Consider the following 25,078-nt stretch of genomic DNA (forward strand, 5'->3'; position numbering starts at 1 on the left):
CAATTGCTTAGGCCGCGTTTGCGGATCTGTCCAGTTGTGCACCAAGCCCGGGCGCCGCAAACATTCCCGTGATCATCGCAGCCAGAAACACGAGGCCGCCAAGGCCGCCATAGGTGATGGACGCGATAGCGGGTCCGGGACACAGCCCGGACAAGCCCCAGCCCATGCCAAACATCACGGAACCGATAATCAAGCGGCGGTCCAGCTCGGGCGGGCTCATCTTAGGAAACTGACCACCGGTCAGCGGTCTGCGGTGGGCAGTCATTCTCCAGGCGATGAGCATCGGCAGGATCGCGCCGCCCATCACAAATGCCAGAGTGGGATCCCAGTTTCCAAACACATCCAGCCACCCCTGAACCTTGGTGGTATCGGTCATGCCCGAAATCAAAAGGCCGGCACCAAACAGAGATCCGGCCAGCATCGATATGAGAACCCGCATCAAATCAGCCCCCATACATGGCGCATCAGGGCAATTGTTGCCCCACCTGCGCCGATATAGATCAACGTCGCGATGATGCCCCTGACAGAGAATCGAGAGATACCGCATACCCCGTGCCCCGAGGTGCATCCATTGGCAATGCGCGTTCCTGCGCCAACCAAAAGGCCGGCGATGACGATCACTGTGAAATTGTCGGTCAGATGGGTCATGGGCGTAGAAGAGAGCAGGGGGCTCAAAATAAGCGGCGTCGCGATGACGCCTGCGATGAAGCTTAGGCGTTCTAACGTGCGGTCACTGCCATCAACCAGCCCGCCAAGAATCCCACTGGCGCCCATGATGCGCCCATTGCCCAGAAGGTAGACTGCAGCGCCCAGCCCGATCAGCAAGCCACCGGCAAGCCCCCAAATCCATTCAATGTACATTCGCTATCCTCAGTTCGCCCGATGGGTCTGCGTCACAACTTGTTGATCGGCACCTTCAGGAACACGTCGCCCTGTTCATCCGCAGGCGGCATCTGCCCGGCCCGCATGTTAACCTGCAAAGACGGCAGGATCAGGCGAGGCATGGGCAGGGTTGCGTCGCGGGCATCGCGCATCTCGACAAATTCCTCGATTGATTTGCCTTGGCCGATATGGACGTTCAGGGCTTTTTGCTCTCCGACTGTTGTCTCCCAGGCAAATTCATCACGCCCCGGAGCTTTGTAGTCATGGCCGACAAAGATTCGTGTCTCATCCGGTAGTGCCAGGATCTTCTGGATCGACTCGAACAGCATTTCCGAAGACCCGCCGGGAAAATCGCACCGCGCGGTGCCGAAATCCGGCATGAACAGCGTGTCACCGACAAAAGCCGCGTCTCCGATCACATATGTCATGCAGGCGGGCGTATGGCCGGGCGTGTGGAAAACATCGCCACGCATCTGCCCAACATGGAAGCTGTCGCCATCGCGGAACAAAGCATCAAACTGACTGCCGTCGCGCTGAAACTCGGTCCCTTCGTTGAAGATTTTCCCGAAAGTTTCCTGGATCGTCACGATCTGTTCACCGATGCCGATTTTTCCGCCCAGTTCCTGCTGCAAATAGGGTGCCGCTGAAAGGTGGTCGGCATGCACATGGCTTTCCAGAATCCACTCGACCCTTAGCTCATTGTCGCGAACATAAGCGACGATCTGATCCGCCGAGTCGGTCTTTGTTCGGCCTGAGGCGTGATCGAAGTCCAGAACGCTGTCGATGATTGCGCAGGCCGTCCCCTCGGGTTCTTGTACGAGGTACGAGACCGTATTGGTGTCAGGGTCGAAAAACGCTTTCACAATTGGTGTCATTTGGCTCTCCGTCAGCGCGCAACTCATCATATATGTTTTTCAGAATATGATGCAACCGGCAATCTTTGATTTGATGCGTGTCAAGGCAAGTTAATCCAATTCCGATTGGAATTTAATCATTCTGCCTTAGGTTGCCGATACCGGGTGGGCGACAGGCAGTTTTCCGCGCGTTTGTTCGCCAGGATAACCAGGTCTTAAAATCGTTACCTATATCGGCGACAGTGAAGGAAATTGGGAGGAATAAAATGTCTGCAAAAAGTTTGTATTCCGAAGCCGAACACCTGGAGCAAAAGCTGCAGAATGCCTGTTTTGAGACCCGGCTTGCGCTTCAGCCCAGTGTAACCAAAGTGATTGATCGGATGCGTCAGGAAGGCATGCACGTGCCATCGCGCCTGCGACACTTGGATGCGGCTTTGTGCGAAGATGTCATCGAGGCGCAGTTCGACAATATGCCGGTCTGAGGCGAAGTGTCAGCTGAACGAGATTCCCAAGATCACCAGCATCAGGCCAATCACCGAAAGAAAAAGCGACGCCAGATTCCACGGCAGGACGCTTTGAACGGCGGCGCGCAATTCATCGTCCGACAGGCCGGATTTGCGCGCTTTCATCACACGCAGGATACACCAAACCAGACCCAGCAGGCCTGCAAGTGACAGGGCGGCACCGCCCCAGGTGATGATTTCGAACATGGTTCCCCACATTTTCCGCAAATCCTGGTTGCGCTTAGCGGATCGACTGACCGCGCACAAGCCCATCGAGGATTGGATGCTTGCAGCTCACGCGGCGGCAATGTATCCGGCTAACTGCCGTTGCTAATGCATCAGATCGCAGCCTTTTGGAGAGATAAATATGGAAGACGTGACCGAAGATCAGGCCGCCGCCAACTACCGTGTGACAGCGGGCGAGCTGCGTCAGTTCGTGGAGCGGATTGAACGCCTGGATGCCGAAAAAAAGGATCTGGCGGAACAACAGAAAGAGGTCATGGCCGAAGCCAAAGCCCGCGGTTACGACACAAAAGTGATGCGCAAGGTCATCGCGCTGCGCAAACGCGACAAGGACGATATCGCCGAAGAAGAGGCGGTACTCGAAATGTATAAGGAAGCGTTGGGCATGTGAGCCGCGCCCGGGGTCAGGGTTTCAGAACCTTCACCCCGGCCATCGTTTCCAACCTGGCCAGATCCTGCTCGTAAAGTTCGGAAAATGCGTCGATGATCTCATCGCTCCAGCCGGGCAGGTCCAGCTCTTCTTCCATTTTGTCCGGTTGAGCATGGTTCGCCAGAATGTCTGCAAGAACGTCTCGGGTCTCAGCCTGTGAAAGCGTCGAAACCTGGTCCAGAATCGCCTGCGCTTGTGATTGACCTTCTTCGGTCAGCAAAGAGATCAGCAGGTCATATTCATCCTTGATCGCAACGTCCGCAGCAAGCCCGCCGACGCTGCGCACAACGTCCCCCCACAGAAGCGGAATGTCCTCATTGCACCACAGGGTAATCTGCACCCCGGGGGCAAAGTCGTGAACATCTTCGATCATCTCAACCCAGCTGAGGTGACTAAGATCATTGTTGCGGATCACGTCCTCACGCGCCTGTTCCGGTAAAGACATCAGGTATTTCGGGATAAAACTGCCGGGGTTCCTGAGCGCCAGAAACAATTCTAACTGACAATCGCTAAAGGCCTCTTCCAGAACAGACACTCGTTTGCCCGCGAAGGGATAGAATTGCCCGTCCGCGAGCACCGAATCTTTCTCACCAATGAAACCCTCACTGGAAAAAATGGCTCGCGCTACCTCTGGTTGGATCGGCAGATTGCTCCGGATGCGTTCAATCTCATCTGGCAACGGCGGTCGTGTATTTAGTGCTTGGAATGCCGGTTTGAATACTTGCCGGTAACGACGAGGGCCAAAATAAGAAACACTATTTTGGGCCAGAGCGGCTCCATTGGTTTGCAACGATCTGAGGAGCCGCCCTTCATCGGTAAAAGCTGCGCCTGCGTGGATAGCAACCTGCATGATTGGTTCTTGTCCTTGCATTCCTGAACCTGCCTGTCGAGTTACAGGCTGTGCTGGGGACAGTCAAATATTGCCCCCCCCCACCTAAAGGTGATCGGTCGCGTCACAAGGAAAATTCAAAATCCCTAAGTTTGGATGAAAATTGAGGCTTGCAGTCCGTCAAAAGAGAAAGTAATCGACACCCAGCGCCCCTATAGCTCAGCTGGTAGAGCAACTGATTTGTAATCAGTAGGTCCGCGGTTCGAGTCCGTGTGGGGGCACCATTTTAAGCGAAAATTTCCATAATATTTGGTTTTCAGTTGATTTGGCCGTTCGGTGAGAAAAACTGCCACACATTTTGCCACACATAAGATAACGACAACGAATTCTTCGACGCCGGTGTGACCTTGGTCCGCATGCCCCATTTTGTTGACTGCCAAAGAGAGTCACTTTTCTTATCAAACCCGCATGGCGTTTTGCCGGACGATCTCACTTCCCCTTCGGACATGCAGGGGAATAGCCGTGAGCGACCAAGTGGAGCGTTTGGAGAATGCAAAGAAAACAATGGTGAACATCGTTTTCAAAAGAAAAGATGGCCGAAAATTTGTTCCAATCGTGCTGCGCTTGGAACAGGAAATCGCAGCATGTCAAAGTGACGATCAGGAATTTGAAAGAATTTTGACCTTGGCAGCTGCTTCGGTGAAGTGAGGCTTAATGTTTGGCTTAAGTGGCTGTGTCGCTCGTACGCGAGACATCCAGCACAAACACGTCTAATGCCATCGCCGTTTCTTTGGTTCGCGGGGACAAAATTTCTATTTTGTCCGTTGTGCGCCTTAACTTTTTTACGGAGATAGAGAATTTTCATGACGGTCAAAAATATTGACGAAACTTTGGAAACACTTTTGGCTTGGTTGTCTGTGCATTGTCGCCGGCGGCGGTTAGTGGATTTGAAACTGGGGCAGCTGACAAGTGGTCAGCGCTGCGCTGCTATGAGCGCGACGTTGGACTTTTTGGAACGAACTATAGAGCGGGATCATGAAGCGAATGCCGCCCCAAACCCAGAAGAGGAACAGGGCGAGGTGAAAGCGCGAGAGCGCTGTCTTGGGCGCTGACCTCCCACTTGGCTTATAGTCAACAGGAGGTCGTGCCTCTTATACAATAGCTTAGAAACCAGTTGCATTTTTTGGGTCTTCGTTTCGATTGTTGCCTCCTGCCGGGAAGGCAACGACATCTCCACCTTGTTGTTGGGTGCCGTGCATTGAGATCCGGTGAGATCTAAGAACTGCCGCCAATCTCTTGCGGTTACGCCATTCTTCTTGTTTGTCGCTGGCGGACTTCAACGCAAGATGCTTGTCGAACAACTGGTCAGCGATGGGCTGTGCGTCTGGAAACAGAGGCATTGTGTGCGCCTTTTGGATCTTCTCTATCAAGCTCTTTATCTCCTTTATCCGTACTGAGGTTAGGTTTTGACGTGCCTTCGCGCTGAGGCTTCGGCTGATGTCGCGCACCGACGGGTTGGTATTGCCTTTGGCCGCCAACCTTTCCGTTTGCCGCATTACAGTCTGGATGTGATTGGAGCTGCCGTTGTCATATTCACGGATCATAGCGAGCGCACTCTCAAGGTGAAATTCGGCATATTTTGTCGCGATCTCCGCCGTTTCAACGCCAATCGAACGAGACGAGAGACCCAGTAAGAAGTGGATAACAACAAGGTAGCTGAACACTGAGAAACCAATTCGCCGGATAAATGATCCGGGAAGTGCACCACCGCCCCAAGCTGGGCGAAGGCCCAGCCACCATTTTTGTATAAAAGGGAGCGTTTCAGGTGACAGTCTGTATGCTTCCTTGGCGCCTGTCTGGCTGCAAAGCGCAGCCCACATTGATCCCAACTTTTCTTCGTTCCGTGCACTGCTTTTTGTGCCGAAAAACAAAAAATGATCGAACATATCTGTGTCTTGTCGTGGCTCGGCAATGACGTAGTTGAACCGTTGGCACAAACCATCAATCATGCTAGAAAGATCGATGTCGGTCTTCCATGCCTCACGAACCGAAAGCCCGTAGAACGTAAAATGTGGGTCCTCCACCACAAGCTTGTCGGCTTCACTCTTCAACCTGTTTGATATCGATTTTTGCGAGTAAGCGTCGAGAATCCAAGGCTTCATGCGCGCAAACTGTGAACTTGTAAGAACTTTGTTTAGGTATTTCCCAGCCTCATCTTGAAGCCAAAAAGAACCGTTGTTTTCCCTCAAGTCCAGAATCCACTGTGCATCAGACCCACTATCAGGAAGGGTAGTGATTGCTTGATCTTCCCCGGCACCGTCCAAAATTTTTGACACACGATCAGTCGCGAGCGTCTTTGAACTGCCAGAGGGCGCGAGTGCAATTGTCCACAATATTGGGCGATGCGAGCCGAGATGGGGGATTTCAAGGACCGCACCGCTTTGAACAAGCCACGAGGATGCCGACATATTCAGCTGAAAAAGCGGAAGCGCATAACTTGAATCGGTGTCTTTGAAGTGATGTGTCATTCGTTGGATGAATGATCCGCGTGGGATCAGAGGCGTAATGTCAAGTGCTTCCGGACGCTCTTTCGTCATCAGCATTGCTGTGAGGTCGGAAATTTCGGAGGCTGACAGTCGCCGGTTAGAGTTGCCTTCCTTGATGCGTAGGTCAGCATACAAGTTTTCCTGTTTACCCTTTGGTGACTTGGATCGGTTCCCTGCTCTTGGTGCCATCTGCACGCCCTTTTTGTTGTTTCGTGCCGATGAGATGGTGACAAAGAAAAATCTGAGAAATGCGGTTTGATTGTTTTGTTCTGCTGGATTTACGTGCCTGCGCCGACAGCCGACAATTTCACCAACCGGTTGAACAATATGGAAAAAAATGATCCTGGGCTGCCGACAACGCGCCGACAGCCCAGAGAGATAGGCATTGCAATCCCAAAAGGTCGCCCGGGAAAAGTTCCTCACAACAGGGCTCTTGTTCATTCTACGCGAAAGCCTTTTTCGGCCAGTAGGTGGTCGATTTGCCCGCGCAACTCTTTGATTGAGCGGGGTTGCCAAGTTGTCGTGGGGAACGAGATCATTTCCTGATACAGCGCGCGGAGGCGCAAGTCTGGCATTGATCCGTAGACCGGTCTCCCTCTTACAGCGGCCACAGAATGTCCCATCAAGTAGGCTCTTTCTTCATTGGACATTTTTGCGTGCAGCATTCGTTCTTCGAAAGTGTGCCGTGCGCAGCCCACGGTGTATTTCCCGTCGCTCCCTTCGGGGAGAGCCGGGAAAAGAGCTCGTTCACGAAAATACTTGTTCGTTGTTCCAGAGAAGCTTTTTTTGCCACGATATTTACTAAAGCCAGTCCGGTGCCGTTTCATGGCATCCAGTGCCGCACCGAGAAGAACTACAGAGCGTGTAGACGCTGAGTTCTTGAGTAGTATTGAAACGGCCATCTCGCACGATCGCAAGCTCGACATGAGGTATTTCGTGATCGAGTTTGATCGCTGTCGGTGGAAGATCGTAGATTTCCGTCTGTCGACATCCACATTCGGCGGCAATCGAAAGAATGTCGCGGGCCTCCTCATTTAAATTCTCCAGCCCAGCCTGTTCGATCAACCTATGCTGAACCCAAGGCATCGGAAATGAAAGCTTCTTGGCAGCCACTTCTTCTATCCCGATCTTAGAAATCTTGAGGCCTTCAAATGGGTTCTTGCGCTGGCTGTGTGGAACATCGAACCGCGTGAAGTATGCTTGAATCAGCTGCTTGATAAAGCGGAGCTTTTTGTCTGCGTAGTCGGTGGTTACTTGCCCTGTGTCTCGCCGGTTGAGCCAATGCCGATGATATTTCATGGCGTCCTGTTCCGAGATGTCCAGAATGGCCTTGTCGTTTACAACAGTGCAGAAACATTTTGCGGCATGCCGGTATTTGTTATTCCATTCGTCAAGTTGCCGATCGTTTTTTGCAGAGATTTGCAATTGATTCACCTCGGCGACAATTGGCGGCATCTCTGAAACTTTGACAGGCGGAAATTCGAGTTGTCCGAGAACTGCGGGGATTTTTGCAGAGTTCATTTCAGTGTTTTCGAGCGCTTCGATCCGATCGAGCAACTGCTCCACCGGTGCAGCGAGAATTTGTTGCTGAGGTTGATACGGCAGGCCCATGCTGCGCATTAGATCGATTGCTGCATCAAACGCTTCGATGGACGTTTCGCCCCGGGCTTCTGCAAGCATCAGATCCCAATCAGCAGTGAGCGCTCGTTTTGCAAGCGCCAGACGTTCTCTGGCTTCAGATAGATCTCGTGTCTTCAGAGATCGTTTGATTTCTTTGCGGGGCTCAACTGAGGCATAGCGCTTTGGCACTCTCCAGCGGAGATAGTAGACTTTTCCTCGACGCTCGATGCCCTCGACGCATTTGTCCTCAACAGCTATCATTTTTTTGCCCCACACTCTGCCACACACAGTGGCCCCTTTCGATTTTCGGCGGTCAGGAAGGAAAACCGCGATTTACTCAGGGAAACTGTGAATCTTTTGGAAAAATCAAAATCGACGTTTGATTCCGATCAGACCGTGTGGGGCACCACTAAATCTCCAATATCTAAGATGCAGTAAGTTAGCGGAATGACTGCACGAACAGATCGATTCTGTCTCTGTCAGATTGAGGCGCTATCTGCGCGCATGCTCTAGCTGCTATTTGGTGGCTGATTGGGCGATATCAAAATTCTGTTTCGAATGGTGCGCGACTCACTTTTCCGCTGCAGTTGGCAGCGATCCAACGGCCCCCGATATCTAGGTTAATCCGATAGTGATGCCAAAGATGTATAGGCTGGAGGGCTCGGTAATCTTTTGCATGAACTCAACCCAGTCCTCACTGTACATTCGTTCGAATTGAACGGGGTAGGCCCAAACCAGATTGTGGAACGTGAAAGTTGTCAACAAGACCCCAACTGTGCTGGCACTTGCGAACTCTTTTTGCTTGTCCCTGAGAAACATCGAAATGACCATACCCGCCAGGCTGGCCATCGCGATGCCGATAAAGTCCTGTGTGTTCACTTTGCCTGCTTCCGGCACGCCCACCATTTGAAACTGTATGAAACGGGTCAGAAAAACCACCATGGAGCCAAGCGTAAATGCGCCCAAGAATGCCCCTGGATAGGCGAGGCGTTTCCAAATGTTATCGGTTTTGGGTTTGGGATTTTTCCGGGCTGTTTCTTCCGTGCGTTTGTTGATTTGGGCGATACGATCCTCAAAGGACTTTTGCTCGGTGCTCACGACTTAACTCAATTGCTTTTCTGCTCTGCAGCATAGTTTAACTCCAAGAGGAGGTTAAGCAAGCGTCATGCAACCCAAGAGAAAGTGATTGAAGTGCCGCGGCGATGGAAGGGCAGGGGAAATGCGGGGAATACCGCGACGTTTTGATGCCAAATTTTCCCAGGCGAAACGCATTGAATTCGTGATCTGATGGCCTTACTGAGTTCCTGAGGTCCAACAGAGGCCTGGCACGCTGAGCGGGCGTGATGGAATGGTAGACATATCAGACTTAAAATCTGAAGGGCGTATGCCCGTGTGGGTTCGAGTCCCACCGCCCGCACCAGCGCATTGCTAAGCCGGAAACCCAAGATCGTTGATCAGTTTCCACATTTCCCGGTTCGCCACTGAAAGTTGGTCGACGACCTTTTCGATTTCTTTCATCGCACCTTCGTCAACCGTATCCTGGCGGCCCAGTTTGATGTCCGTCTTCCGGTCCGCAATGCGCATCAGGATTGTCTTCGGATTGCCGCTGTCTGGGTCGAAGGAATAGATGCAATGGTTGTATCTGTTCCGAATTCCCGAAAGCTTGCTGAGACGTTTCGTGTGCTCAAGGATTGGGTCACGGATGTCTGGCGGGCGGCCCTCCATCTTGGCCAGCCGCTCGACCAGATCAATTCTGGCGCGGGTTGTGTTCAGCGTCAGAAAGATGATGACTGAGGTATCCTTGTTGGTGCGGGTCAACCCGGCGATTAGGTGAATCAACAGGCTTTCCGTGTTGGTCCACATGTAGTTCAACTTGCCGACCAGCAGGATCAGGCGGTCAAACCGGGCTTCGAAATCGTCAGTCAACCGGCAGTTCTCGCGCTTCGTCCGGCGCAATCTCGAAATAGAATTGTGCGGCTGCAGTCCGGTTGCTTACACCGATCTTACCCGCCACGTTGTGCATATGAAGTTTGACCGTGTGTTCAGTGATGCCCAGGTTCGATGCGATGATCTTGTTGCTTTGACCTTTCGACACCAGTTTCAGCACCTGCTTTTCCCGGCGTGTCAGCTTGGAGAATGTCGGGTGGAGGTCGCTGGGCTTTGAAGTCGCTGCTGGCGCACCATTCGACGGCGTGGGTGAATGTGGCACGCAATCCGCAAGAAAACACGGCAGGTACAGTTCTTCATGCAACAGCAGGCGCAAAATAGATCGCCATACATCCGGCGCGACGTTCATCGGAAGGTATCCGATGTCGCCGAATTTGCTGCGATCCCACTTTTCGAACGCAAGCCGGGCAGCTTCTTCCTTGCGATAAGCAAAGGCCAAGCTGCCCGATCCCGCGATTTCCATATAGGTCTGCGGTCGGTTCAACAGGTCGTCCAGCATCATCTGGTCGACGACGACCACTTTTCCGGCCCCAACGTCCGAGCCGCTTGGCGCAGACAGCGCGTCAATTGTTTCGATCCGGCGCGTGATCACGCCAAACTCGGATTGGACACCATGGATCGTTTGATTTGAATAGAAGAGTTCTTTGCCGACGAAATTGATCGAGAATTCTTCGGGATTGTAATCGTTTTGACCAGCATCTTCCTGAATCGGAATGCCCATTGCCACGCCCCCTTTTAATTAACCCACGCCGCGAAAAATAACGGCGAAATTGTAACCAGTACTGGTAGAACAGAATTAAAGTAACTTACGCTATTGGGGCACGACTATAGCTGAAAGTACAAGTTTTATCAATGATGTGCGCCGTTCCGAAAATTCAGTTCTAATGCTTTCGTTTAGGTCGGCAGTACTTCCTCACGCGTAAGTGGTGGAAAACAATGGGTTTCCCAAATTGTGAGATTTGACCCGCGCGATTGGCCATTGCTGCGACTGCTATTCGATCACACGAGCATTACAGTAATGAAATCAAGGCCCTGGGCGTTCTAGTCCTTTAAGGTAGCTATTCACGACGCGCTCTGCCTGTAACCATGATCCCGCTTCTATTCTGAAGCCTTAATTCCTGATGTGTCCGCGAATCGCGCATTTCCGCGAGCTACTTCCGCCGACACGGCGTCGGCTAAGCCGAGAAAGGAGGGTAGGTAAAATTCACTGAACGAAACCGCACACGCGTGTTTTGCGTATGAGTGCGGCCCTTATTATTCAACTGCGCCAGTAACCGTTTTAGAGATGAGTGACGGTCAGCGCGCTTCATAAGTGGAGAACTATTATGAGTAGACGCAACCAACCGTACAACGACATTACTGCAATCGGTGAAGTTGAGGTCGAAGAGGCCCATGTTGATATCGATGCCGATATTACAGTCGAAGAAGCTCAGATTGACGCAAATCTAAATGAGCAAGAGCAAACCAACGACAACAGCGTCGACAACGAACAGAACCAGCAACAACAGCAAAAGAACAAGGTCGAAAACGAACAGGGTCAGGATCAGGATCAGGGTCAAGACCAGGATCAAACACAGTCGCAATCAAATGAAAACGGTGGTGACGACAGCAACGACAACTCGAACAGCAATGCTGTGAACATTGACTTTGGTGGTGGCGAGTGGATCCCGCGTGATGACGATCAAGTCGACCTGGATCTGGGCGACAACGCCAGCATGGGTGACGTAATAATTGCTGGTCGCGATCTTGACTATGATCCCGGCGACGACATGAACCTCAACATTTCGTTGGATGGCGAAGGAAACGATATGTCTTTTGTCAGCAATCAGTTGGCAAGCCTTGAAGACAATGACGACCTCGACAACGCTGAGGTCGGAAACTACGGCGACTTCCAGCAGAATGGCGATGCCAATGGCGGTGAAGCCAACGCTAAGGAAGGTATCGGTTCCGCAGCAAATGGCGCGAGTTCCGGCATGGGCGGCGACAGCCGCGGTGGCGACGGCTATGGTGGCAAAACCATCGGTAGCGATGCGTACGGCGAAGGCGGTCAGACCGGCAACGCAGATGCAGACGCAGATGGCGGTTATGGTGGCCATACTGGCGATGCCGACAATGAAAACACCGGTAAAGCGCGTTCGAATTCAGAAGCGGATGGTGAAAGCGGCGGTGGCGATGGTGGCGAAGCGGGTAGCGACTCGAACGCTGACAACTCGACCGACGCTGACAACGATGCAGACAATGCAGGCGGTGACGGTGGTTATGTAGACTCTTACGCAGAGGGAGTTGGGACTGCTGATGCCGACAGCGACTCGAATGCACAAGCCGATGGTGGTGACAACGAGTCCGCGTCCAAAGCCAAAGGCTACGGCGAAACCGACAACGATGGTGACGCCTCCGGAGCAGATGGTGGCGATGGTGACGCAGATGCAGACGGCTCTGCTGACAACGCCAGCGACAACAACACCGACGCCAGTGACAATGATGCGGGTGATAATACTGCTGACGGTACAGGCAGTGGTGAATCCGACAACGATACCTCGGCGGCCGGCGGTGACGGAGAAGGCGGCTTCTCGCGTCTCGTAGAAGAAGCCATTGCGCGCCTCCAACAGGAAATCTCGGAAAGCGGAAGAGGCGACGCAGATGCCGACACCGGTAATTCCCAAGCGGATTCTGGTAGCGGTTCGTCGACAGCCGGTGATGGCAACGGTGGTGATGGCAATGCTGGAGACGCCGCTGCAGATGTCGATGGCCAGGGTGTAGGCGATCAATCCGCTTCTGGCCCGGATGTCGACCAGACCTCGGGCGACGTTGCTGGTGCTGCCGATAACGCTACTGATGCGGATGCAGATGGTGGCGACGGTGGAACCAATACAGCTAGCGGTGCCGGCGATGGAACTGGCACCGGTAGCTCAGCAGCTGACGGTGATGGTGGTGCAGGTGGAACAGGCTCTTCGGCGGCTGATGCTGACGCTGATGGCGCCGGTACAGCACAATCTGACGCGGTTGGCGGCGGTGGTGGTGCAGGTGCACTCGACTCCGTGTTCGAAGCCGATGGTTCGGCAGACAGCTTGGCTGAAGCAATCGCCGGGTACGGCGGCGCGTCGGCATCCGATAATGACTCGGATTCGTCCGCTATGAACGAAGCCACGGGTACTGCTACTAGCGGTGCTGGCGGTGCTGGCGGTGCCGGAACGGCAACGGGCGGCTCAAGCGGCCAGGCCACTGTCGACGTTATGTCCGGGGATTCCATGGGTGGTGACAGCATGGGCGGTAGCTCGGCCGGCGCATACTCGGGCGACGGCGGAGCTGGCGGAAACGCAGGAACCTGGGGCTCTAACAACGGTGGCGACGGTATCATCAACGGCGAGTCGTATGCATCTGCAGCCGCAGTTGTCGATACTTCGGCCTTCAACCAGTCGATCGTCATGGGTGCCAATGTTCTTGGCAACTCGGTCGACACCACGATGGTTGGCGGTGCGATGAATTCGAGCTTCGCAAGCGACGACACCGACGTGTAAGTCGCAGTCAGGGCCCGAATTATCGGGCCCCGACCTTCTGACGAAACCGCCGAGGCCGCGACAAGTGGCCTCGGCACAACAAACCCAAAGCGGAAATTTTAGGCCGGGGCGGGGAAAAGGAAACCGATATGTCTCTCGACAGTATTACAGAAACGATAGCGCATTTTATTGGAACCTTTGAGCTTACGATTGAACAGGCCCGGCTGAGAGATCAGTACGAAGAATTCACGGCGCTTCGGCGCAAAGTCGAACTGGATGAACTTGACGATCCGATATCCATACGGATCGCTACTGAATTAGATCTCCCACCAGGAGAATATGATCCACTCCCTTATAAACTTCTGCCTCCTCCTGCCGATCTTCCTTTGCCGCCCGTGCCTGATGGGCCGCTTGCGTTGTCAGAGATATATGTCGGTCCCAGCTTCGGACCCGATCCCTATATTCCGGATGTTCAGTTGGGGACGGCGCAGACAGCAGTATTGATTCTGGATCCACAAGTCCCACCACTCATCATCGGCTCGGCCGTGACCTACACGTTCCAGGCGATTGTCCTGAACGACAACGATGTCATCGGTCACGGCGATTTTCGCGATATCGAAATCCAGATTGCGCAAGGCGAGCAGATGCTGGATGTCGCGTTGTCGATGCACGCCATTGCAACGCCATCTCTGAACATTGAAGACTATAAGTCGCTGGAATACCTCGAAAGCCTGGCTGAGCAGATGCAGTCGCCAATGATATCCCAAATCGAAGGCGTGACCATTTACCAGTTCCACGGCGAGGACGCGATGGGCGTTACTGTGAATGGCGAAGTGGTCGAAGAAATTCCGGATTGGAACGATCTTCTGCCCGCGCATCATCAGACAGAAGACGAGGAAGAAGAAGACGATACGCCAGACATGACCCCGGACGAATGGGACCGCTCGGATGATGATGAGTTCGGCGAGGGCCATACGGTTATCGCGGGCGGAAACCTTGCGATTAACGAGGTTAACATCACTGTGGCTTGGGTTGACGCGCCGGTCATCGCGGTGGGCGGCAAGTCCGTTAACCTGACAGTGATCAGTCAGGTGGCGGTGGTGTCCGACATCGATCAGGGTGAACCCGGTGTTCAAAGTGACACCAATGTGGTTCAGGCGTCATTTATCGGGACCGAAGCCAGCGAAGAGTGGTGGCAGGACGACAATGTGGCAGAGCCGGGTGCGGATCCGATTGTCTCGGTCACGTGGATACAAGGCGATTTGTGGGTCACGAACTTCATCAAGCAGGTGATCGATGCCACAGATATCGACAAGATCAACACAGAAATCACAGCTTCGACCAGCCTGTTCACACTGGGTGACAACGTTTTGAGCAACGTCACCAATATCGTTCAGTTGGGTAACTTCTATGATCTAATAATGATCGGCGGAAACATGGTTTCGGTCGATATGCTGCACCAGACCATCGCGCTTTTGGATGATGACATCTACGGCGCTGGCAGCAAGCCAGCTGAGGGTGATGACAATCTGGTCATGAACCAGGCCTCTCTGACGACCACCGGGGAGGACACGGTGGAAGAATTGGACATGGCCCATGCCGAGGCTATGCCGTTGCAGCAGATTGATCGCGAGGCCTTTGAAGACGCTTTGACATCCAATCCGGACTACGCCGGCATGGAGTTGCTTCGCGTACTGAAGATCGACGGCGATCTTTTGCAGGTCAATTCGGTCGAACAGGTCACATTGTTGCAGGATCAGGACGATATTTCGCTTGAAGCAGCAGCTGCTGTTGATGCCGCTGTCAACGGAGCCGGAAACGCCCTGTTGAATGCAGCCAACATCACCAAGACTGGTGTCGACTCAACCATTATGGCAGCGGGCGGCGAATATTCGGACCTGCTGTTGCATCAGGCAGCACTGATTGACATCCCCGAAGTGCCAGACGCTTCGGAGTTGGCCAATGAAGTCATTGCCATAATAATGGAAGAGACGGCTGGGATTGGCGAAAACGCTATCGCACAGGCACAATCGAACCTTACGCCTTCTGAAAATGCTAGCACTGATGATGCGATGCAAACGATGCTGGCGTGAAATTTCTACCTGATTTGGTCAATTCGTGTTAGCGTAGTGACTGTATTTGTTACGAGTGTTCCGAAAGTTTTAAAATGTCGATTGTTTTTTCGTCGCGTCGTTCTTCTGATGCCAGCCCGCTTGATATTGAGGGCGTTGGCACGCCCACGCAGCCGCATGGCAGTGATGAATCCCTACCAAAAGCAGCTAAGACGCCAAGTTTGCGTTTGAACAAAGAAATGCGTGTACCAGATCCAGAGGACAGTCCCAAGATGACTGCGAAAAAGGACGATGCGGTTGCCGCAAAAGCTGTGAAGCCCAAAAAGCAGGCGACCAAAACCAGGTCGGAACCACCAACTCGTGCCGCGGCTTCCCCCCGGCGCGAACAGTCGCAGCCCGCTCAAGATCAGAATGCCCAGGGCCGCGACGCTGGGGTGGCCGAAGAAGCCCAAAGCCCCGATCCTAACACCGCCACAGAAACGACTGCGCGGGTGACCCCCCAAACGCGCTCGAAGGGCGGTGAACACTTAGGTGCCACTATCGAGGCCAAGGCGAACGAGCCGATGCAACTCCGACAAACGGGCGGAGGTGACGGCAACGGGCCACCCCAGACATTCCACAAACGCACGCCGCCAGAGGATTTCCAAAATACTCTGCGCACCTCTCTAAAGGCGATCTGGCGCAATCTGGCATTTGTCCTGGTTCTGACCTGCGCAACCAACATCCTGATCCTAGCGATCCCGATCTACCTGTTTCAAATCAGTGACCGGGTGCTGACCAGCCGGTCTTTGGATACACTGATCATGTTGACCGCCATTGTTGCGGGGGCTGTGATCTTTCAGGCGGCATTTGACGCGGTGCGCCGTTTTATTCTGATGCGTACAGCGGTCGAGGTTGCCGCGCGATTGGGCGCGCCCGTTCTAAGTGCGGCAGCACATGCGTCGCTGCACGGCAACGGCCGGGAATACCAGACGCTGGGCGATCTTCAGCAAGTGCGCGGTTTTTTGGTGTCGGGGACGTTGATTTCATTCCTTGACGTTCCTTTCGCACCGCTGTTCATCCTGATGATTTTTCTGGTGCATCCGCAGCTGGGATCAATCGTTATCGTAACCGCGATGCTGCTGATGATTATCGCAGTGATTAACCAGAAAATGACTGCCAAGCCATTTGCCGAGGCGAACAGATCTCAATCAATGGCGAACCTGCACCTCGACTCGATGGCGCGTAACAGCCAGATCATCAACGCTCTGGCGATGATCCCCGAGGCGGTACGCATCTGGGGTCGCGACACGGCACAATCTCTGACATGGCAAGTACGGGCGCAGGACAGGAATGTGATCTTCGCGGCCATCTCGCGTGCGATACGCCTGCTGACACAAATTGCCATTCTGGGCTGGGGCGCTTATCTGGCGCTGCAGGGCGAGATCACTGGCGGTATGGTCATCGCCGCTTCGATTATCGCCGGGCGCGCATTTGCACCTATCGAAGGGTCGATTGAAGGCTGGAATGCATTCCTGCTGACGCGCGCCGCTTTTGGGCGCATCAAGAACCTTTTGTCCAATTCGGCCCTGCAATTTGAAAAGTTGCGCCTGCCGCGTCCCGAGGGGCGCATGGATGTGGAGCGCCTTCTTTATGTTCCGGGCGGCACCAAACGTGTTGTCCTGAACGGCATCAGTTTTTCGCTTAATCCCGGCGAAACACTTGCCGTTATCGGCAATTCTGGGGCGGGAAAAACCACGTTGGGCAAAACGCTGGTTGGGTCGATCCTGCCGACCTCCGGCAGTGTTCGTCTGGATCTGATGGATATCCGCAACTGGGACCCACGTCAGTTTGGTGAGAGCATCGGTTATTTGCCGCAGGATGTTCAGCTGTTCCCCGGTACGATCAAAGACAATATCGGCCGGATGCGTGCCGACGCGACAGATGAGCAAATCCACGACGCCGCTGTTCTGGCTGATGTGCACAACATGATTGCCACGTTGCCACAAGGGTATGAAACTGTGGTTGCGGCAGATGGCTCACCGCTGTCGGGCGGGCAAAAGCAGCGTATCGCACTGGCCCGCGCTTTCTTTGGCAATCCGCGCATGGTGGTTCTGGACGAGCCGAACTCGAACCTAGACGTTGCCGGTGATCAGGCGCTGTCGCGGGCGATTGAACAGGCCAAGGAAAGCAAGATTACCGTCGTGGTGATCACCCAGAAACCGACGCTGTTGAGCGTTGTCGACAAAATTATGCTGCTGACAGATGGTCGTGTGGCGCTGTTTGGTCACCGTGAACAGGTGCTGCAACAGTTGAACGCCTCGCGTGGGAACAAACCAGGTATTCAGTCGCAGCAGGGGGGGCCAAAATGAACGAAGTTGTACCCGTAAACAATGACCCCAAGGATCCAGCAGTTTGGTATGCCGAGGTGCCGCGGTCGATCCACCGCTTTGTTACCATCGGTGTGATTTTGCTGGTTGTCTGCTTTGGCGGGTTTGGCATCTGGTCCTTTAGTGCGCCATTGGCCGCGGCGGTCATTGCGCAGGGCAGCTTTGTTGCCACAGGTCGCAATAAGATTGTTCAGCACCTCGAAGGTGGGATCATCGAAGATATCAAAGTCATCGAGGGTCAAGCCGTTATCAAAGGACAAGTTCTTATGACCCTCGACCAGACTTCGGCCGAGTCAAATGAACGCGAACTGTTCATCCGCAAAATTCGTCTGCAAGCTATGTCCCAGCGCTTGTCCGCTGAAAACAATGAGCGCGATCGGCTTGAGTTCTCGCCGGAACTGATTGAAGCGTCGAGCGATGTCGAGGTGATGGCGATCCTTGACGGGCAAAGGATCAGCTTTGATGTATCCAGAAAGACGCTGCTAAACGACATCGCTTTGCTGGAACGCAACATGGAAGCGTTGAAAATTCGCTCAAGCGGGTTCGAGGCGCAGTTGGAAAGTATGGTTCGACGTTCGGAAATTTTGCAGGAAGAGTTCGAAACCAAACAAGCACTGTTCAAAAAAGGGTTGGTGCGTAAGGGCGACATCAACACGATCCGCCGCGTGCAGGCTGAGGCCGAGGGCCAACTGGCGCGGTTGACGGCTGAAACGGCTGAAATCAACCAGATGCTTCTGAAATACGAAGAACAGATTTCCCGCACGCGATCGGCCTATCGCGAGGCTGCGTTGGATGAATTGAGCGTGATTGCGGCTGATCTGGAAAGTGTGCGCGAAAAATCCCGGCAGGCCCGAAGCGTTCTGGACCGTGCGGTTGTGCGCGCTCCGGTTACGGGAACCGTAGTGCGATTGCACTATCATACGGCTGGCGGTGTTATCGAAACTGGTGAGCCTATCGCGGAAATCCTGCCTTCGGATGCCCCCCTGATTATCGAGGCGCAGATCCCCCGAACGGAAATCGACAGCGTCGTGATGGGGCAGCAAGCAACGGTTCGACTGGTCGGGCTTAACCAGCGTACCACTCCTGTGCTGAGCGGCGAGGTCTACTATGTCTCGGCGGACGCGCTGGTGGAAGATTCTGGAGGAATTCCGCAAGAGGTTTATCTGGCGCGCATTTCGCTGGAACCCGAAGAGATGGACCGCGTGCGTGGATTTGTTCCCACACCCGGAATGCCCGCTGAGATCATGATCCAGACCGAGGAACGCACCTTTGCGGCCTATATTGCAAAGCCTGTGACAGACAGTATGTCGCGCGCCTTCCGCGAGCACTGATCGCTCTATAGACCTGCTCTTTCCCGGTTTACCGTGTTAGCCTCTGGTGAGATTCACCAGAGGGGACGCCTTATGCCATTAACCGTAGGCCAGATGATGGAGGCAGCAAACGCTGCCGTCGAACGGATCGACACAAACACAGCAAAGGAATTGATGGGGCAGGGTGCGTTATTGCTGGACGTACGCGACGCGGTCGAACTGCATCAAACCGGCCGTGCGCAAGGCGCGCATCATATCCCACGCGGTATGCTTGAATTCCGCGCTGACGACGCGCTGAAATCCCATGACCCCGAGCTGCGCAAGGACCGCGCAATCGTGCTGTATTGCGCGGCAGGTGGTCGTGCGGCACTGGCGGGCAAGCTGTTGAAAGATATGGGGTATGAAAAGGTCTACAACATCGGTGGGTTGCCGGACTGGGTCAGTGGCGGCGGCGAAGTGGCCTGATTTCTGACCTCTGTCCGTTGAAATCTGACGCAGATCAAGGCGTATAGCAGACCAGTTGTCTAAAGCGATAATCGGGCTTCTGACTAAAGGACAACTGACCATGCTACGCCTTGCCTCTATCCTGTATACTTTGATCGCAACCGCTCTGGCGGGGTCAGGCGTTATTGCCGTCCTGTCCGCAGGATTGGTGTCTACGGTTGCAATCGTTTCTGCAGCCGCAGCTGGCTGTGTGGCGGCCTTTCCAGTGTCCTGGTTGGTGGCGAAGAAACTGTACCAGAATACAGCCTGATCAGGCGTTAAGGTAGGTCCTGACAGCGGCTTCAAACTCACGAGGTTTCTCGGCGTGCAGCCAATGGCCAGCGCCGGGGATTTTCGCAAATCGTGCGGCGGGAAAATGCGCGCGGATGGTGCTGCGATGTTCGGGCAGGACGTAATCGGAATCGCCACCGGACAAAAACAGGGCGGGGCCGTTCCAGGATGCATCAATTTCCGGAAAGCCCATGATTTTGGGCATCTCGGCCGCCAGCGTGTCAAGGTTTAGAAGCCAACGCTTCCCTTTGACGTCCAAAGATTGCGTGAAAAAGCTCTGCAAAGCTTTTTCGACGCCCTGCGCTGCCAACTGTCCCTCGGCGTCCGAGCGTCTTTCAATCGTTGAAAAATCCACGGCTCGCATGGCTTCGATGAATTGGATTTGGCTGTGCGAATAAGTAACGGGCGCAATGTCCGCCACAACCAGCTTGTGCACCAATTCTCCGTGGCTCTGCGCCAACATCATCGCAGCCTTACCACCCATCGAATGCCCGACAACATCCGCTTTGCCGCCAAGGTGCAGGATCACCTCGGCCAGATCTTCGGCCAAATCGGGATAACCGTGCTGGTCGTTCCATTCACTGTAGGCGTGGTTTCGCATATCGACTGCAACAACCTGCCTTTCGTCACATAGTCGGCGCGCAATAACCCCCCAGTTTCGGGCTGATCCATACAGCCCATGCGCAATCAGCAGAGGAGGGTTCGAGGTCGGTTCACCGTGAATGATCGTGTTCAGCATTCTGGTTTGATACCTGCGTGCGTTTGAAACGACCAGCCCCCATTGTCGCCCCTGCGGGCTGAGGTTAGATTGCGCAGGCAGGAGGCAACGTCATGTCGCAAACCACAGATATCCAAAGCCAGATCGCGCAGACAGTGCAATTGCTGCGTGAAAAGCTGGGTGTAAAGGACCAGACGCTGACGGCTTCGGTCCGCAAGGCCAAGCGCCGATTGCCGCGCCGCGTATACAAGCAGGCAATGTTGCTGGCGGGTGCCGAGCAAATGGCCTCGCACCCCAAGTTACAGTTGGTTTTGGACGCTCCGAAACTGGCCAAGGCATCGGAAGAAGTTCAGACCCATCTGAGCGGTATTAACCTGGCCGATCGCCGCTGGGGCTGGTTCCTGAATTTTCTGGGGGCGGTTGCTTTGGGGTTTCTGGCGCTGGCGGCTTTGGCAGTTATTGTCCTGCGCTGGCGCGGCTACATCTGACTGCATTTCCAACAAAAAAACGGCGCCCTTTGGACGCCGTTCTGATCTGTGATCCCTGTGTGGTTTACAGGTTTGGATAGATCGGGAATTTTGCGCAAAGCTCTGCAACTTCGGCTTTGACTTTGGCTTCAACTGCGCCATTGCCGTCTTCGCCATTGGCAGCCAGGCCATCGACCACTTCGATGATCCAATCTGCGATCTGGCGGAACTCGATTTCGCCAAAGCCGCGGGTGGTGCCGGCGGGGGAGCCCAGACGGATGCCCGACGTAATGGTCGGTTTTTCCGGGTCAAACGGCACGCCGTTCTTGTTGCAGGTGATATGCGCCCGGCCCAGAGCCTTGTCGACAATGTTGCCGGTCACGCCTTTGGGTCGCAGATCGACCAGCACCACATGGGTGTCGGTGCCGTGGGTCACTGTGTCCAGACCGCCCTTGATCAGCTGGTCCGACAGGGCCTGTGCGTTCACGATGACCTGCTTGATGTAATCCTTGAACGCAGGTTGCAACGCCTCTCCAAAGGCCACGGCCTTGGCCGCGATCACGTGCATCAGCGGGCCGCCCTGAATGCCGGGGAAGATGGCCGAATTCACTTTCTTAGCGATATCTTCATCATTGGTCAGGATCATGCCGCCACGCGGGCCGCGCAGGGTTTTGTGCGTGGTGGTGGTCGCCACATGCGCATGCGGGAAGGGGCTGGGGTGCTCACCCGCTGCCACCAGACCGGCGAAGTGCGCCATGTCCACGTGCAGATAAGCGCCGACCATGTCGGCGATCTCGCGCATGCGGGCAAAGTCGATCTGTCGCGGAATCGCGGAACCACCGGCGATGATCAGCTTGGGCTGGTGTTCTTTTGCCAGCGCCTCGACCTGATCATAGTCCAGCATGTTGTCTTCTTTGCGGACACCATACTGCACCGCATTGAACCACTTGCCCGATTGGTTGGGGCGCGCGCCGTGTGTCAGGTGACCGCCTGCGTCCAGGCTCATGCCCAGAATGGTGTCGCCGGGTTGGATCAATGCCTGGAACACGCCCTGATTGGCCTGAGAGCCCGAGTTCGGCTGAACGTTGGCAAAGCCGCAGCCAAACAGCTCTTTGGCGCGGTCGATGGCCAGGTTCTCGGCGATGTCCACGTACTGGCAGCCGCCATAATACCGCCGTCCGGGATAGCCTTCGGCGTATTTGTTGGTCATCACCGAGCCTTGTGCTTCCATCACGGCGGCAGAGACGATGTTTTCGGATGCGATCAACTCGATCTCGTCGCGCTGACGACCCAGCTCGGATGTGATCGAGCCGAACAGCTCGGGATCACGGTCAGACAGGGACTGGGTGAAAAATCCGGTATCACGGAGATTGGCGTTCATAGGGGCTCCACATGGCTGGGTAAGAATCTTGCGGATTTCCTATCGGAAACGGTACATGCGCAAAAGCTTTAAAGCGACGAATTGGCCCGCTGCGGCGTCAAGTCTGGCTTATCGGGGAAAGGTATGGTTGTTTCGGAACCAAATGTGCAAGACCGGAAACCGCAACAAATGATCCAGAGAATCGCTTTCCTCGCCAGCGACGTCAAAGTGGCCCAAACAGCCCGCGACGTGCTGGTGAAACGTTATGGAAACGCGGCACCGCGGGATGCCGATGTGGTCGTTGCACTGGGCGGTGACGGGTTCATGCTCCATACGCTGCACAGCATGCAGCACCTGGATACACCGGTTTATGGCATGAATCGCGGCACAATCGGCTTTCTGATGAACGAATTCCACGAAGGGGACCTTATGGCCCGTCTGGGGGAAGCCGAGGAAGAAGTCATCAACCCACTGGCCATGCGCGCGATGGATCAGTCAGGTAAGATGCACGAGGCGCTGGCGATCAACGAGGTGTCGCTGCTGCGCGCCGGACCACAGGCTGCGCGCCTCAGGATAAGCGTCGATGGCCGTGTTCGTATGGATGAGCTGGTCTGCGATGGTGCGCTGCTGTCCACGCCTGCCGGATCGACCGCCTACAACTACTCGGCTCACGGCCCGATTCTACCAATTGGATCAGATGTTCTTGCTCTGACGGCTATTGCTGCATTCAGGCCACGCCGGTGGCGCGGCGCGCTGTTGCCCAAGATCGCCAAGGTGCGTTTTGATGTGCTGGATGCGGACAAGCGCCCGGTCATGGCGGATGCAGATTCGGTGTCTTTCGCTGATATCGACTGGGTCGAGATCCGCTCCGAACCTGCAATCCAGCACCGCATTTTATTCGACCCAGGGCATGGGTTAGAAGAGCGCCTGATATCCGAGCAATTCACCTAAATTTTGGGACTTACGAATTTTTTAGAAGTTGTGTGAAGCAGTTCACATGAGCTTCATTAACTTTCCGCTAATCTGATCTTGCCCGGAGAACACGTCTAGGTGGGAGTGAGTGGCCACCAAACGACGTTTTCGAACGATTGCGCAGTTTACGCGCTGGCGAGGGTAGGTGGTGCTACGCTCGTTAATGATATCTGGGCTTATTTTAGTAAGCGGACCCCGGGCACAATAACCCGGGGTCTATTTTCTTAAGGGGCCTGTTTATGCGCCCGTCTTCTCCCACAGTGGCAGACACATTTGACCGACTCGGTCCTCAATTGCGGCGGCGGCGTCCACGGCCAGATCTTCACGCCAGCGGCGGGCAGCGATCTGGACGTTGATCGGCTGTGGGCCGTTGGGCAAATCCGCCAGCCGGGCCGGAACGCACGCGGCGGGCAAGCCCAGAAAGTTCATCGCATAGGAATACACGGCGCAGCCAAGCACCTCGTGCACCCCTTCGGCACCTTCGGTGTCCCGGTCGGGTTTAAAAAACGGTTGCGGCAGGAAGGGTGACAGGACCAATGCGTAGTCTTCCATAAACAACGACCATTCCCGGGCGAAGTGACTACGCTTGGCCAGCATCCGGATCAGGTCAGTGTCCACAATGGGTGGGAATTCCTGAAAATAGACATCAAAGATCTCGCGGATGGTTTCAGATCCTGCCGCCTTGATGTCGCTTTGCATCAGGGTCAGGACTTCGCCCATCAAGGCGCGATAGCCTGACCGTCCGCATTCAAAGACATCCGGCGGATCGATCTCTTCCACCAGATAGCCTGAGTCGGTCAGCGCATCGCGGGCCGTATCCAGCGCCTTTTCGACCTCGGGGTGCAACGCATAGCCAAACGTGTTCTTGGTGAAGGCCACTTTGATCGGGCTGTCCATGGCTTCCCCGCGCCATGGCATCGAAACGTGAAATGGATCGCGCGGGTCGGGGCCGATCAGGCTGGGCATAGACAGATGCAGGTCCTCTGCCGAGCGGGTGATCAGCCCTTGCACCGACATGGATTGGGCCAGAATTCCGCGTTCGGCCTGTTGGCTGGGGTTCCACGCAGGGACACGCCCCAATCCGGGTTTGACTGTGACCGCTCCATTGGCCGCCGCAGGAAACCGCAGGCTGCCGCCGATGTCGTTGCCATGGGCAAGCGCACCGATCCCCGCCATCACCGCGGCACCAGCCCCGCCCGAGGACCCACCGGGCGAGATATGGCGACCCCACGGATTATGCGTCCGGCCATGTAGCGGGTTGTCGGTATCGGCGCGAAAGGAAAACTCGGGCGTGTTGGTTCGGCCAATCACAATGGCCCCTGCATTCTGCAGGTTGCGCACAATGGGTGCGTCGTCGGGGGCGATCACATCCTTCAGCGCAACAACACCGTTCGAGGTCGCGTGGCCCGTTTGATCGACATTGATCTTGATGGTGACAGGAACCCCATGCAGCGGACCGGCAGGTGCGCCGCCAGCCACAGCCGCATCCAGTTCACGTGCACGCTCCAGCGCTTCGGCACTCAGGTCTTCCACCACCGCATTCAGGTCTGGATTGGCCTGATGCATCCGGTCAATGGCATCCTGGGTGACTTCTCGTGCGCTCAACTCGCCATTACGGGTCAAGGCGGTCAGGTCGGTGGCGTTCAGACGCCAGATGTCGGTTTGTGTCATAGGCCCTCGCTGTC

The 25,078-nt window shown here is 54.9% G+C and carries 24 protein-coding genes and 2 tRNA genes; 13 read left to right on the forward strand and 13 right to left on the reverse strand.

Translation table 11 applies throughout. The annotated features are described in order from the left end of the window. Nucleotides 1–7: 7 nt before the first annotated feature. Genes AC2FGC_RS12290 through AC2FGC_RS12300 form a run of 3 tightly spaced genes read right to left on the reverse strand, consistent with a single transcriptional unit; the run spans nt 8 to nt 1,757 of the window. Complete coding sequence (locus AC2FGC_RS12290; RefSeq protein WP_496707102.1) at nt 8–439, reverse strand: DUF6691 family protein; 432 nt, start codon at nt 437–439, stop codon at nt 8–10. Then, nucleotides 439–861 (reverse strand): YeeE/YedE family protein, encoded by a 423-nt coding sequence (locus AC2FGC_RS12295; protein WP_496768240.1) that lies wholly within the window; start codon nt 859–861, stop codon nt 439–441. Before AC2FGC_RS12295 ends, AC2FGC_RS12290 begins: the two co-directional genes overlap by 1 nt. Before the next feature lie 32 nt (nt 862–893). Then, nucleotides 894–1,757, reverse strand: coding sequence for an MBL fold metallo-hydrolase (locus AC2FGC_RS12300; protein WP_496780228.1), 864 nt, complete (start codon nt 1,755–1,757; stop codon nt 894–896). 245 nt (nt 1,758–2,002) lie between these two features. Here AC2FGC_RS12300 and AC2FGC_RS12305 point away from each other — a divergent pair, with 245 nt between their 5' ends. Beyond that, nucleotides 2,003–2,218 carry a hypothetical protein gene (locus AC2FGC_RS12305; protein WP_496726068.1) on the forward strand — a complete coding sequence of 72 codons (216 nt, stop codon included), beginning with the start codon at nt 2,003–2,005 and terminating at the stop codon, nt 2,216–2,218. Between the two features lie 9 nt (nt 2,219–2,227). On the opposite strand, the gene AC2FGC_RS12310 is transcribed toward AC2FGC_RS12305, so the two are convergent. Beyond that, nucleotides 2,228–2,446 (reverse strand): hypothetical protein, encoded by a 219-nt coding sequence (locus tag AC2FGC_RS12310; RefSeq protein ID WP_058272186.1) that lies wholly within the window; start codon nt 2,444–2,446, stop codon nt 2,228–2,230. A 160-nt stretch (nt 2,447–2,606) separates the two neighbouring features. On the opposite strand from AC2FGC_RS12310, the gene AC2FGC_RS12315 reads away from it, so the two are divergent. Continuing rightward, a complete protein-coding gene (locus AC2FGC_RS12315; protein ID WP_058272185.1) occupies nt 2,607–2,873 on the forward strand; it encodes a DUF2312 domain-containing protein in 267 nt (88 codons plus the stop codon). 13 nt (nt 2,874–2,886) lie between these two features. Here AC2FGC_RS12315 and AC2FGC_RS12320 read toward each other — a convergent pair whose 3' ends face one another. Then, nucleotides 2,887–3,447 carry a hypothetical protein gene (locus AC2FGC_RS12320; RefSeq protein ID WP_496726069.1) on the reverse strand — a complete coding sequence of 187 codons (561 nt, stop codon included), beginning with the start codon at nt 3,445–3,447 and terminating at the stop codon, nt 2,887–2,889. A 502-nt stretch (nt 3,448–3,949) separates the two neighbouring features. Between AC2FGC_RS12320 and AC2FGC_RS12325 the strand changes: the two genes are divergently transcribed. Continuing rightward, nucleotides 3,950–4,025: transfer RNA gene (locus tag AC2FGC_RS12325), tRNA-Thr, on the forward strand. 238 nt (nt 4,026–4,263) lie between these two features. Continuing rightward, entirely contained in the window at nt 4,264–4,449 is a 186-nt protein-coding gene (locus AC2FGC_RS12330) for a hypothetical protein (RefSeq protein ID WP_496782467.1), read from the forward strand. Between the two features lie 455 nt (nt 4,450–4,904). Here the strand turns inward: AC2FGC_RS12330 and AC2FGC_RS12335 are convergent, their stop codons facing one another. The 3 genes from AC2FGC_RS12335 to AC2FGC_RS12345 form a co-directional block, all read right to left on the reverse strand. Then, nucleotides 4,905–6,710: a hypothetical protein gene (locus AC2FGC_RS12335; protein WP_496782469.1), complete on the reverse strand. Its 1,806-nt coding sequence runs from the start codon at nt 6,708–6,710 to the stop codon at nt 4,905–4,907. A gap of 378 nt (nt 6,711–7,088) precedes the next feature. After that, nucleotides 7,089–8,168, reverse strand: coding sequence for a DUF6538 domain-containing protein (locus tag AC2FGC_RS12340; RefSeq protein WP_496726072.1), 1,080 nt, complete (start codon nt 8,166–8,168; stop codon nt 7,089–7,091). A gap of 354 nt (nt 8,169–8,522) precedes the next feature. Further along, entirely contained in the window at nt 8,523–9,005 is a 483-nt protein-coding gene (locus tag AC2FGC_RS12345; RefSeq protein ID WP_496726073.1) for a hypothetical protein, read from the reverse strand. 236 nt (nt 9,006–9,241) lie between these two features. Here AC2FGC_RS12345 and AC2FGC_RS12350 point away from each other — a divergent pair. Continuing rightward, nucleotides 9,242–9,327: transfer RNA gene (locus AC2FGC_RS12350), tRNA-Leu, on the forward strand. Nucleotides 9,328–9,335: 8 nt separating this feature from the next. Here the strand turns inward: AC2FGC_RS12350 and AC2FGC_RS12355 are convergent. Together AC2FGC_RS12355 and AC2FGC_RS12360 are read right to left on the reverse strand one after the other, a co-directional pair. Next, nucleotides 9,336–9,833: a hypothetical protein gene (locus tag AC2FGC_RS12355; protein ID WP_108862396.1), complete on the reverse strand. Its 498-nt coding sequence runs from the start codon at nt 9,831–9,833 to the stop codon at nt 9,336–9,338. Beyond that, complete coding sequence (locus tag AC2FGC_RS12360; protein ID WP_496782470.1) at nt 9,826–10,575, reverse strand: helix-turn-helix transcriptional regulator; 750 nt, start codon at nt 10,573–10,575, stop codon at nt 9,826–9,828. The genes AC2FGC_RS12355 and AC2FGC_RS12360 overlap by 8 nt, the downstream gene beginning before the upstream one ends. Before the next feature lie 604 nt (nt 10,576–11,179). Here AC2FGC_RS12360 and AC2FGC_RS12365 point away from each other — a divergent pair. The 6 genes from AC2FGC_RS12365 (at nt 11,180) to AC2FGC_RS12390 (ending at nt 19,856) form a co-directional block, all read left to right on the forward strand. Then, the gene (locus AC2FGC_RS12365; protein WP_496726075.1) at nt 11,180–13,372 is read left to right on the forward strand and encodes a hypothetical protein; all 2,193 of its coding nucleotides are present in this window, start codon (nt 11,180–11,182) and stop codon (nt 13,370–13,372) included. Nucleotides 13,373–13,500: 128 nt separating this feature from the next. Then, nucleotides 13,501–15,444, forward strand: a complete 1,944-nt coding sequence (locus AC2FGC_RS12370; protein WP_496782472.1) for a type I secretion protein — start codon at nt 13,501–13,503, stop codon at nt 15,442–15,444. Nucleotides 15,445–15,695: 251 nt separating this feature from the next. After that, nucleotides 15,696–17,774, forward strand: a complete 2,079-nt coding sequence (locus tag AC2FGC_RS12375) for a type I secretion system permease/ATPase (RefSeq protein WP_496782474.1) — start codon at nt 15,696–15,698, stop codon at nt 17,772–17,774. Further along, the gene (locus AC2FGC_RS12380) at nt 17,771–19,123 is read left to right on the forward strand and encodes an HlyD family type I secretion periplasmic adaptor subunit (RefSeq protein ID WP_496726078.1); all 1,353 of its coding nucleotides are present in this window, start codon (nt 17,771–17,773) and stop codon (nt 19,121–19,123) included. Before AC2FGC_RS12375 ends, AC2FGC_RS12380 begins: the two co-directional genes overlap by 4 nt. A 72-nt stretch (nt 19,124–19,195) precedes the next feature. Beyond that, nucleotides 19,196–19,567 (forward strand): rhodanese-like domain-containing protein, encoded by a 372-nt coding sequence (locus AC2FGC_RS12385; protein WP_496726079.1) that lies wholly within the window; start codon nt 19,196–19,198, stop codon nt 19,565–19,567. Between the two features lie 100 nt (nt 19,568–19,667). Beyond that, nucleotides 19,668–19,856: a hypothetical protein gene (locus AC2FGC_RS12390; RefSeq protein WP_496726080.1), complete on the forward strand. Its 189-nt coding sequence runs from the start codon at nt 19,668–19,670 to the stop codon at nt 19,854–19,856. On the opposite strand, the gene AC2FGC_RS12395 is transcribed toward AC2FGC_RS12390, so the two are convergent. Then, nucleotides 19,857–20,615 carry an alpha/beta fold hydrolase gene (locus AC2FGC_RS12395; RefSeq protein ID WP_496782476.1) on the reverse strand — a complete coding sequence of 253 codons (759 nt, stop codon included), beginning with the start codon at nt 20,613–20,615 and terminating at the stop codon, nt 19,857–19,859. It abuts the gene before it with no gap. A 92-nt stretch (nt 20,616–20,707) separates the two neighbouring features. Between AC2FGC_RS12395 and AC2FGC_RS12400 the strand changes: the two genes are divergently transcribed. Next, a complete protein-coding gene (locus AC2FGC_RS12400; RefSeq protein WP_496782477.1) occupies nt 20,708–21,082 on the forward strand; it encodes a hypothetical protein in 375 nt (124 codons plus the stop codon). Between the two features lie 64 nt (nt 21,083–21,146). Here AC2FGC_RS12400 and glyA read toward each other — a convergent pair whose 3' ends face one another. Continuing rightward, nucleotides 21,147–22,442 (reverse strand): serine hydroxymethyltransferase, encoded by a 1,296-nt coding sequence (glyA, locus tag AC2FGC_RS12405; RefSeq protein ID WP_496782479.1) that lies wholly within the window; start codon nt 22,440–22,442, stop codon nt 21,147–21,149. A 168-nt stretch (nt 22,443–22,610) separates the two neighbouring features. Here glyA and AC2FGC_RS12410 point away from each other — a divergent pair, with 168 nt between their 5' ends. Beyond that, nucleotides 22,611–23,372 (forward strand): NAD kinase, encoded by a 762-nt coding sequence (locus tag AC2FGC_RS12410; protein WP_496768265.1) that lies wholly within the window; start codon nt 22,611–22,613, stop codon nt 23,370–23,372. A 258-nt stretch (nt 23,373–23,630) separates the two neighbouring features. On the opposite strand, the gene AC2FGC_RS12415 is transcribed toward AC2FGC_RS12410, so the two are convergent. Beyond that, nucleotides 23,631–25,064, reverse strand: a complete 1,434-nt coding sequence (locus tag AC2FGC_RS12415; protein WP_496726083.1) for an amidase family protein — start codon at nt 25,062–25,064, stop codon at nt 23,631–23,633. Nucleotides 25,065–25,078: the final 14 nt, after the last annotated feature.

The organism is Ruegeria sp. CDSC054, from assembly GCF_059610645.1.

Bases quoted from the DNA above. Each gene is read 5' to 3' on its own strand.
- AC2FGC_RS12290 (WP_496707102.1), bottom strand. From the start codon at position 439: ATGCGGGTTCTCATATCGATGCTGGCCGGATCTCTGTTTGGTGCCGGC.
- AC2FGC_RS12295 (WP_496768240.1), bottom strand. From the start codon at position 861: ATGTACATTGAATGGATTTGGGGGCTTGCCGGTGGCTTGCTGATCGGG.
- AC2FGC_RS12300 (WP_496780228.1), bottom strand. From the start codon at position 1,757: ATGACACCAATTGTGAAAGCGTTTTTCGACCCTGACACCAATACGGTC.
- AC2FGC_RS12305 (WP_496726068.1), top strand. From the start codon at position 2,003: ATGTCTGCAAAAAGTTTGTATTCCGAAGCCGAACACCTGGAGCAAAAG.
- AC2FGC_RS12310 (WP_058272186.1), bottom strand. From the start codon at position 2,446: ATGTTCGAAATCATCACCTGGGGCGGTGCCGCCCTGTCACTTGCAGGC.
- AC2FGC_RS12315 (WP_058272185.1), top strand. From the start codon at position 2,607: ATGGAAGACGTGACCGAAGATCAGGCCGCCGCCAACTACCGTGTGACA.
- AC2FGC_RS12340 (WP_496726072.1), bottom strand. From the start codon at position 8,168: ATGATAGCTGTTGAGGACAAATGCGTCGAGGGCATCGAGCGTCGAGGA.
- AC2FGC_RS12360 (WP_496782470.1), bottom strand. From the start codon at position 10,575: ATGGGCATTCCGATTCAGGAAGATGCTGGTCAAAACGATTACAATCCC.
- AC2FGC_RS12365 (WP_496726075.1), top strand. From the start codon at position 11,180: ATGAGTAGACGCAACCAACCGTACAACGACATTACTGCAATCGGTGAA.
- AC2FGC_RS12370 (WP_496782472.1), top strand. From the start codon at position 13,501: ATGTCTCTCGACAGTATTACAGAAACGATAGCGCATTTTATTGGAACC.
- AC2FGC_RS12375 (WP_496782474.1), top strand. From the start codon at position 15,696: ATGACTGCGAAAAAGGACGATGCGGTTGCCGCAAAAGCTGTGAAGCCC.
- AC2FGC_RS12380 (WP_496726078.1), top strand. From the start codon at position 17,771: ATGAACGAAGTTGTACCCGTAAACAATGACCCCAAGGATCCAGCAGTT.
- AC2FGC_RS12385 (WP_496726079.1), top strand. From the start codon at position 19,196: ATGCCATTAACCGTAGGCCAGATGATGGAGGCAGCAAACGCTGCCGTC.
- AC2FGC_RS12390 (WP_496726080.1), top strand. From the start codon at position 19,668: ATGCTACGCCTTGCCTCTATCCTGTATACTTTGATCGCAACCGCTCTG.
- AC2FGC_RS12395 (WP_496782476.1), bottom strand. From the start codon at position 20,615: ATGCTGAACACGATCATTCACGGTGAACCGACCTCGAACCCTCCTCTG.
- AC2FGC_RS12400 (WP_496782477.1), top strand. From the start codon at position 20,708: ATGTCGCAAACCACAGATATCCAAAGCCAGATCGCGCAGACAGTGCAA.
- glyA (WP_496782479.1), bottom strand. From the start codon at position 22,442: ATGAACGCCAATCTCCGTGATACCGGATTTTTCACCCAGTCCCTGTCT.
- AC2FGC_RS12410 (WP_496768265.1), top strand. From the start codon at position 22,611: ATGATCCAGAGAATCGCTTTCCTCGCCAGCGACGTCAAAGTGGCCCAA.
- AC2FGC_RS12415 (WP_496726083.1), bottom strand. From the start codon at position 25,064: ATGACACAAACCGACATCTGGCGTCTGAACGCCACCGACCTGACCGCC.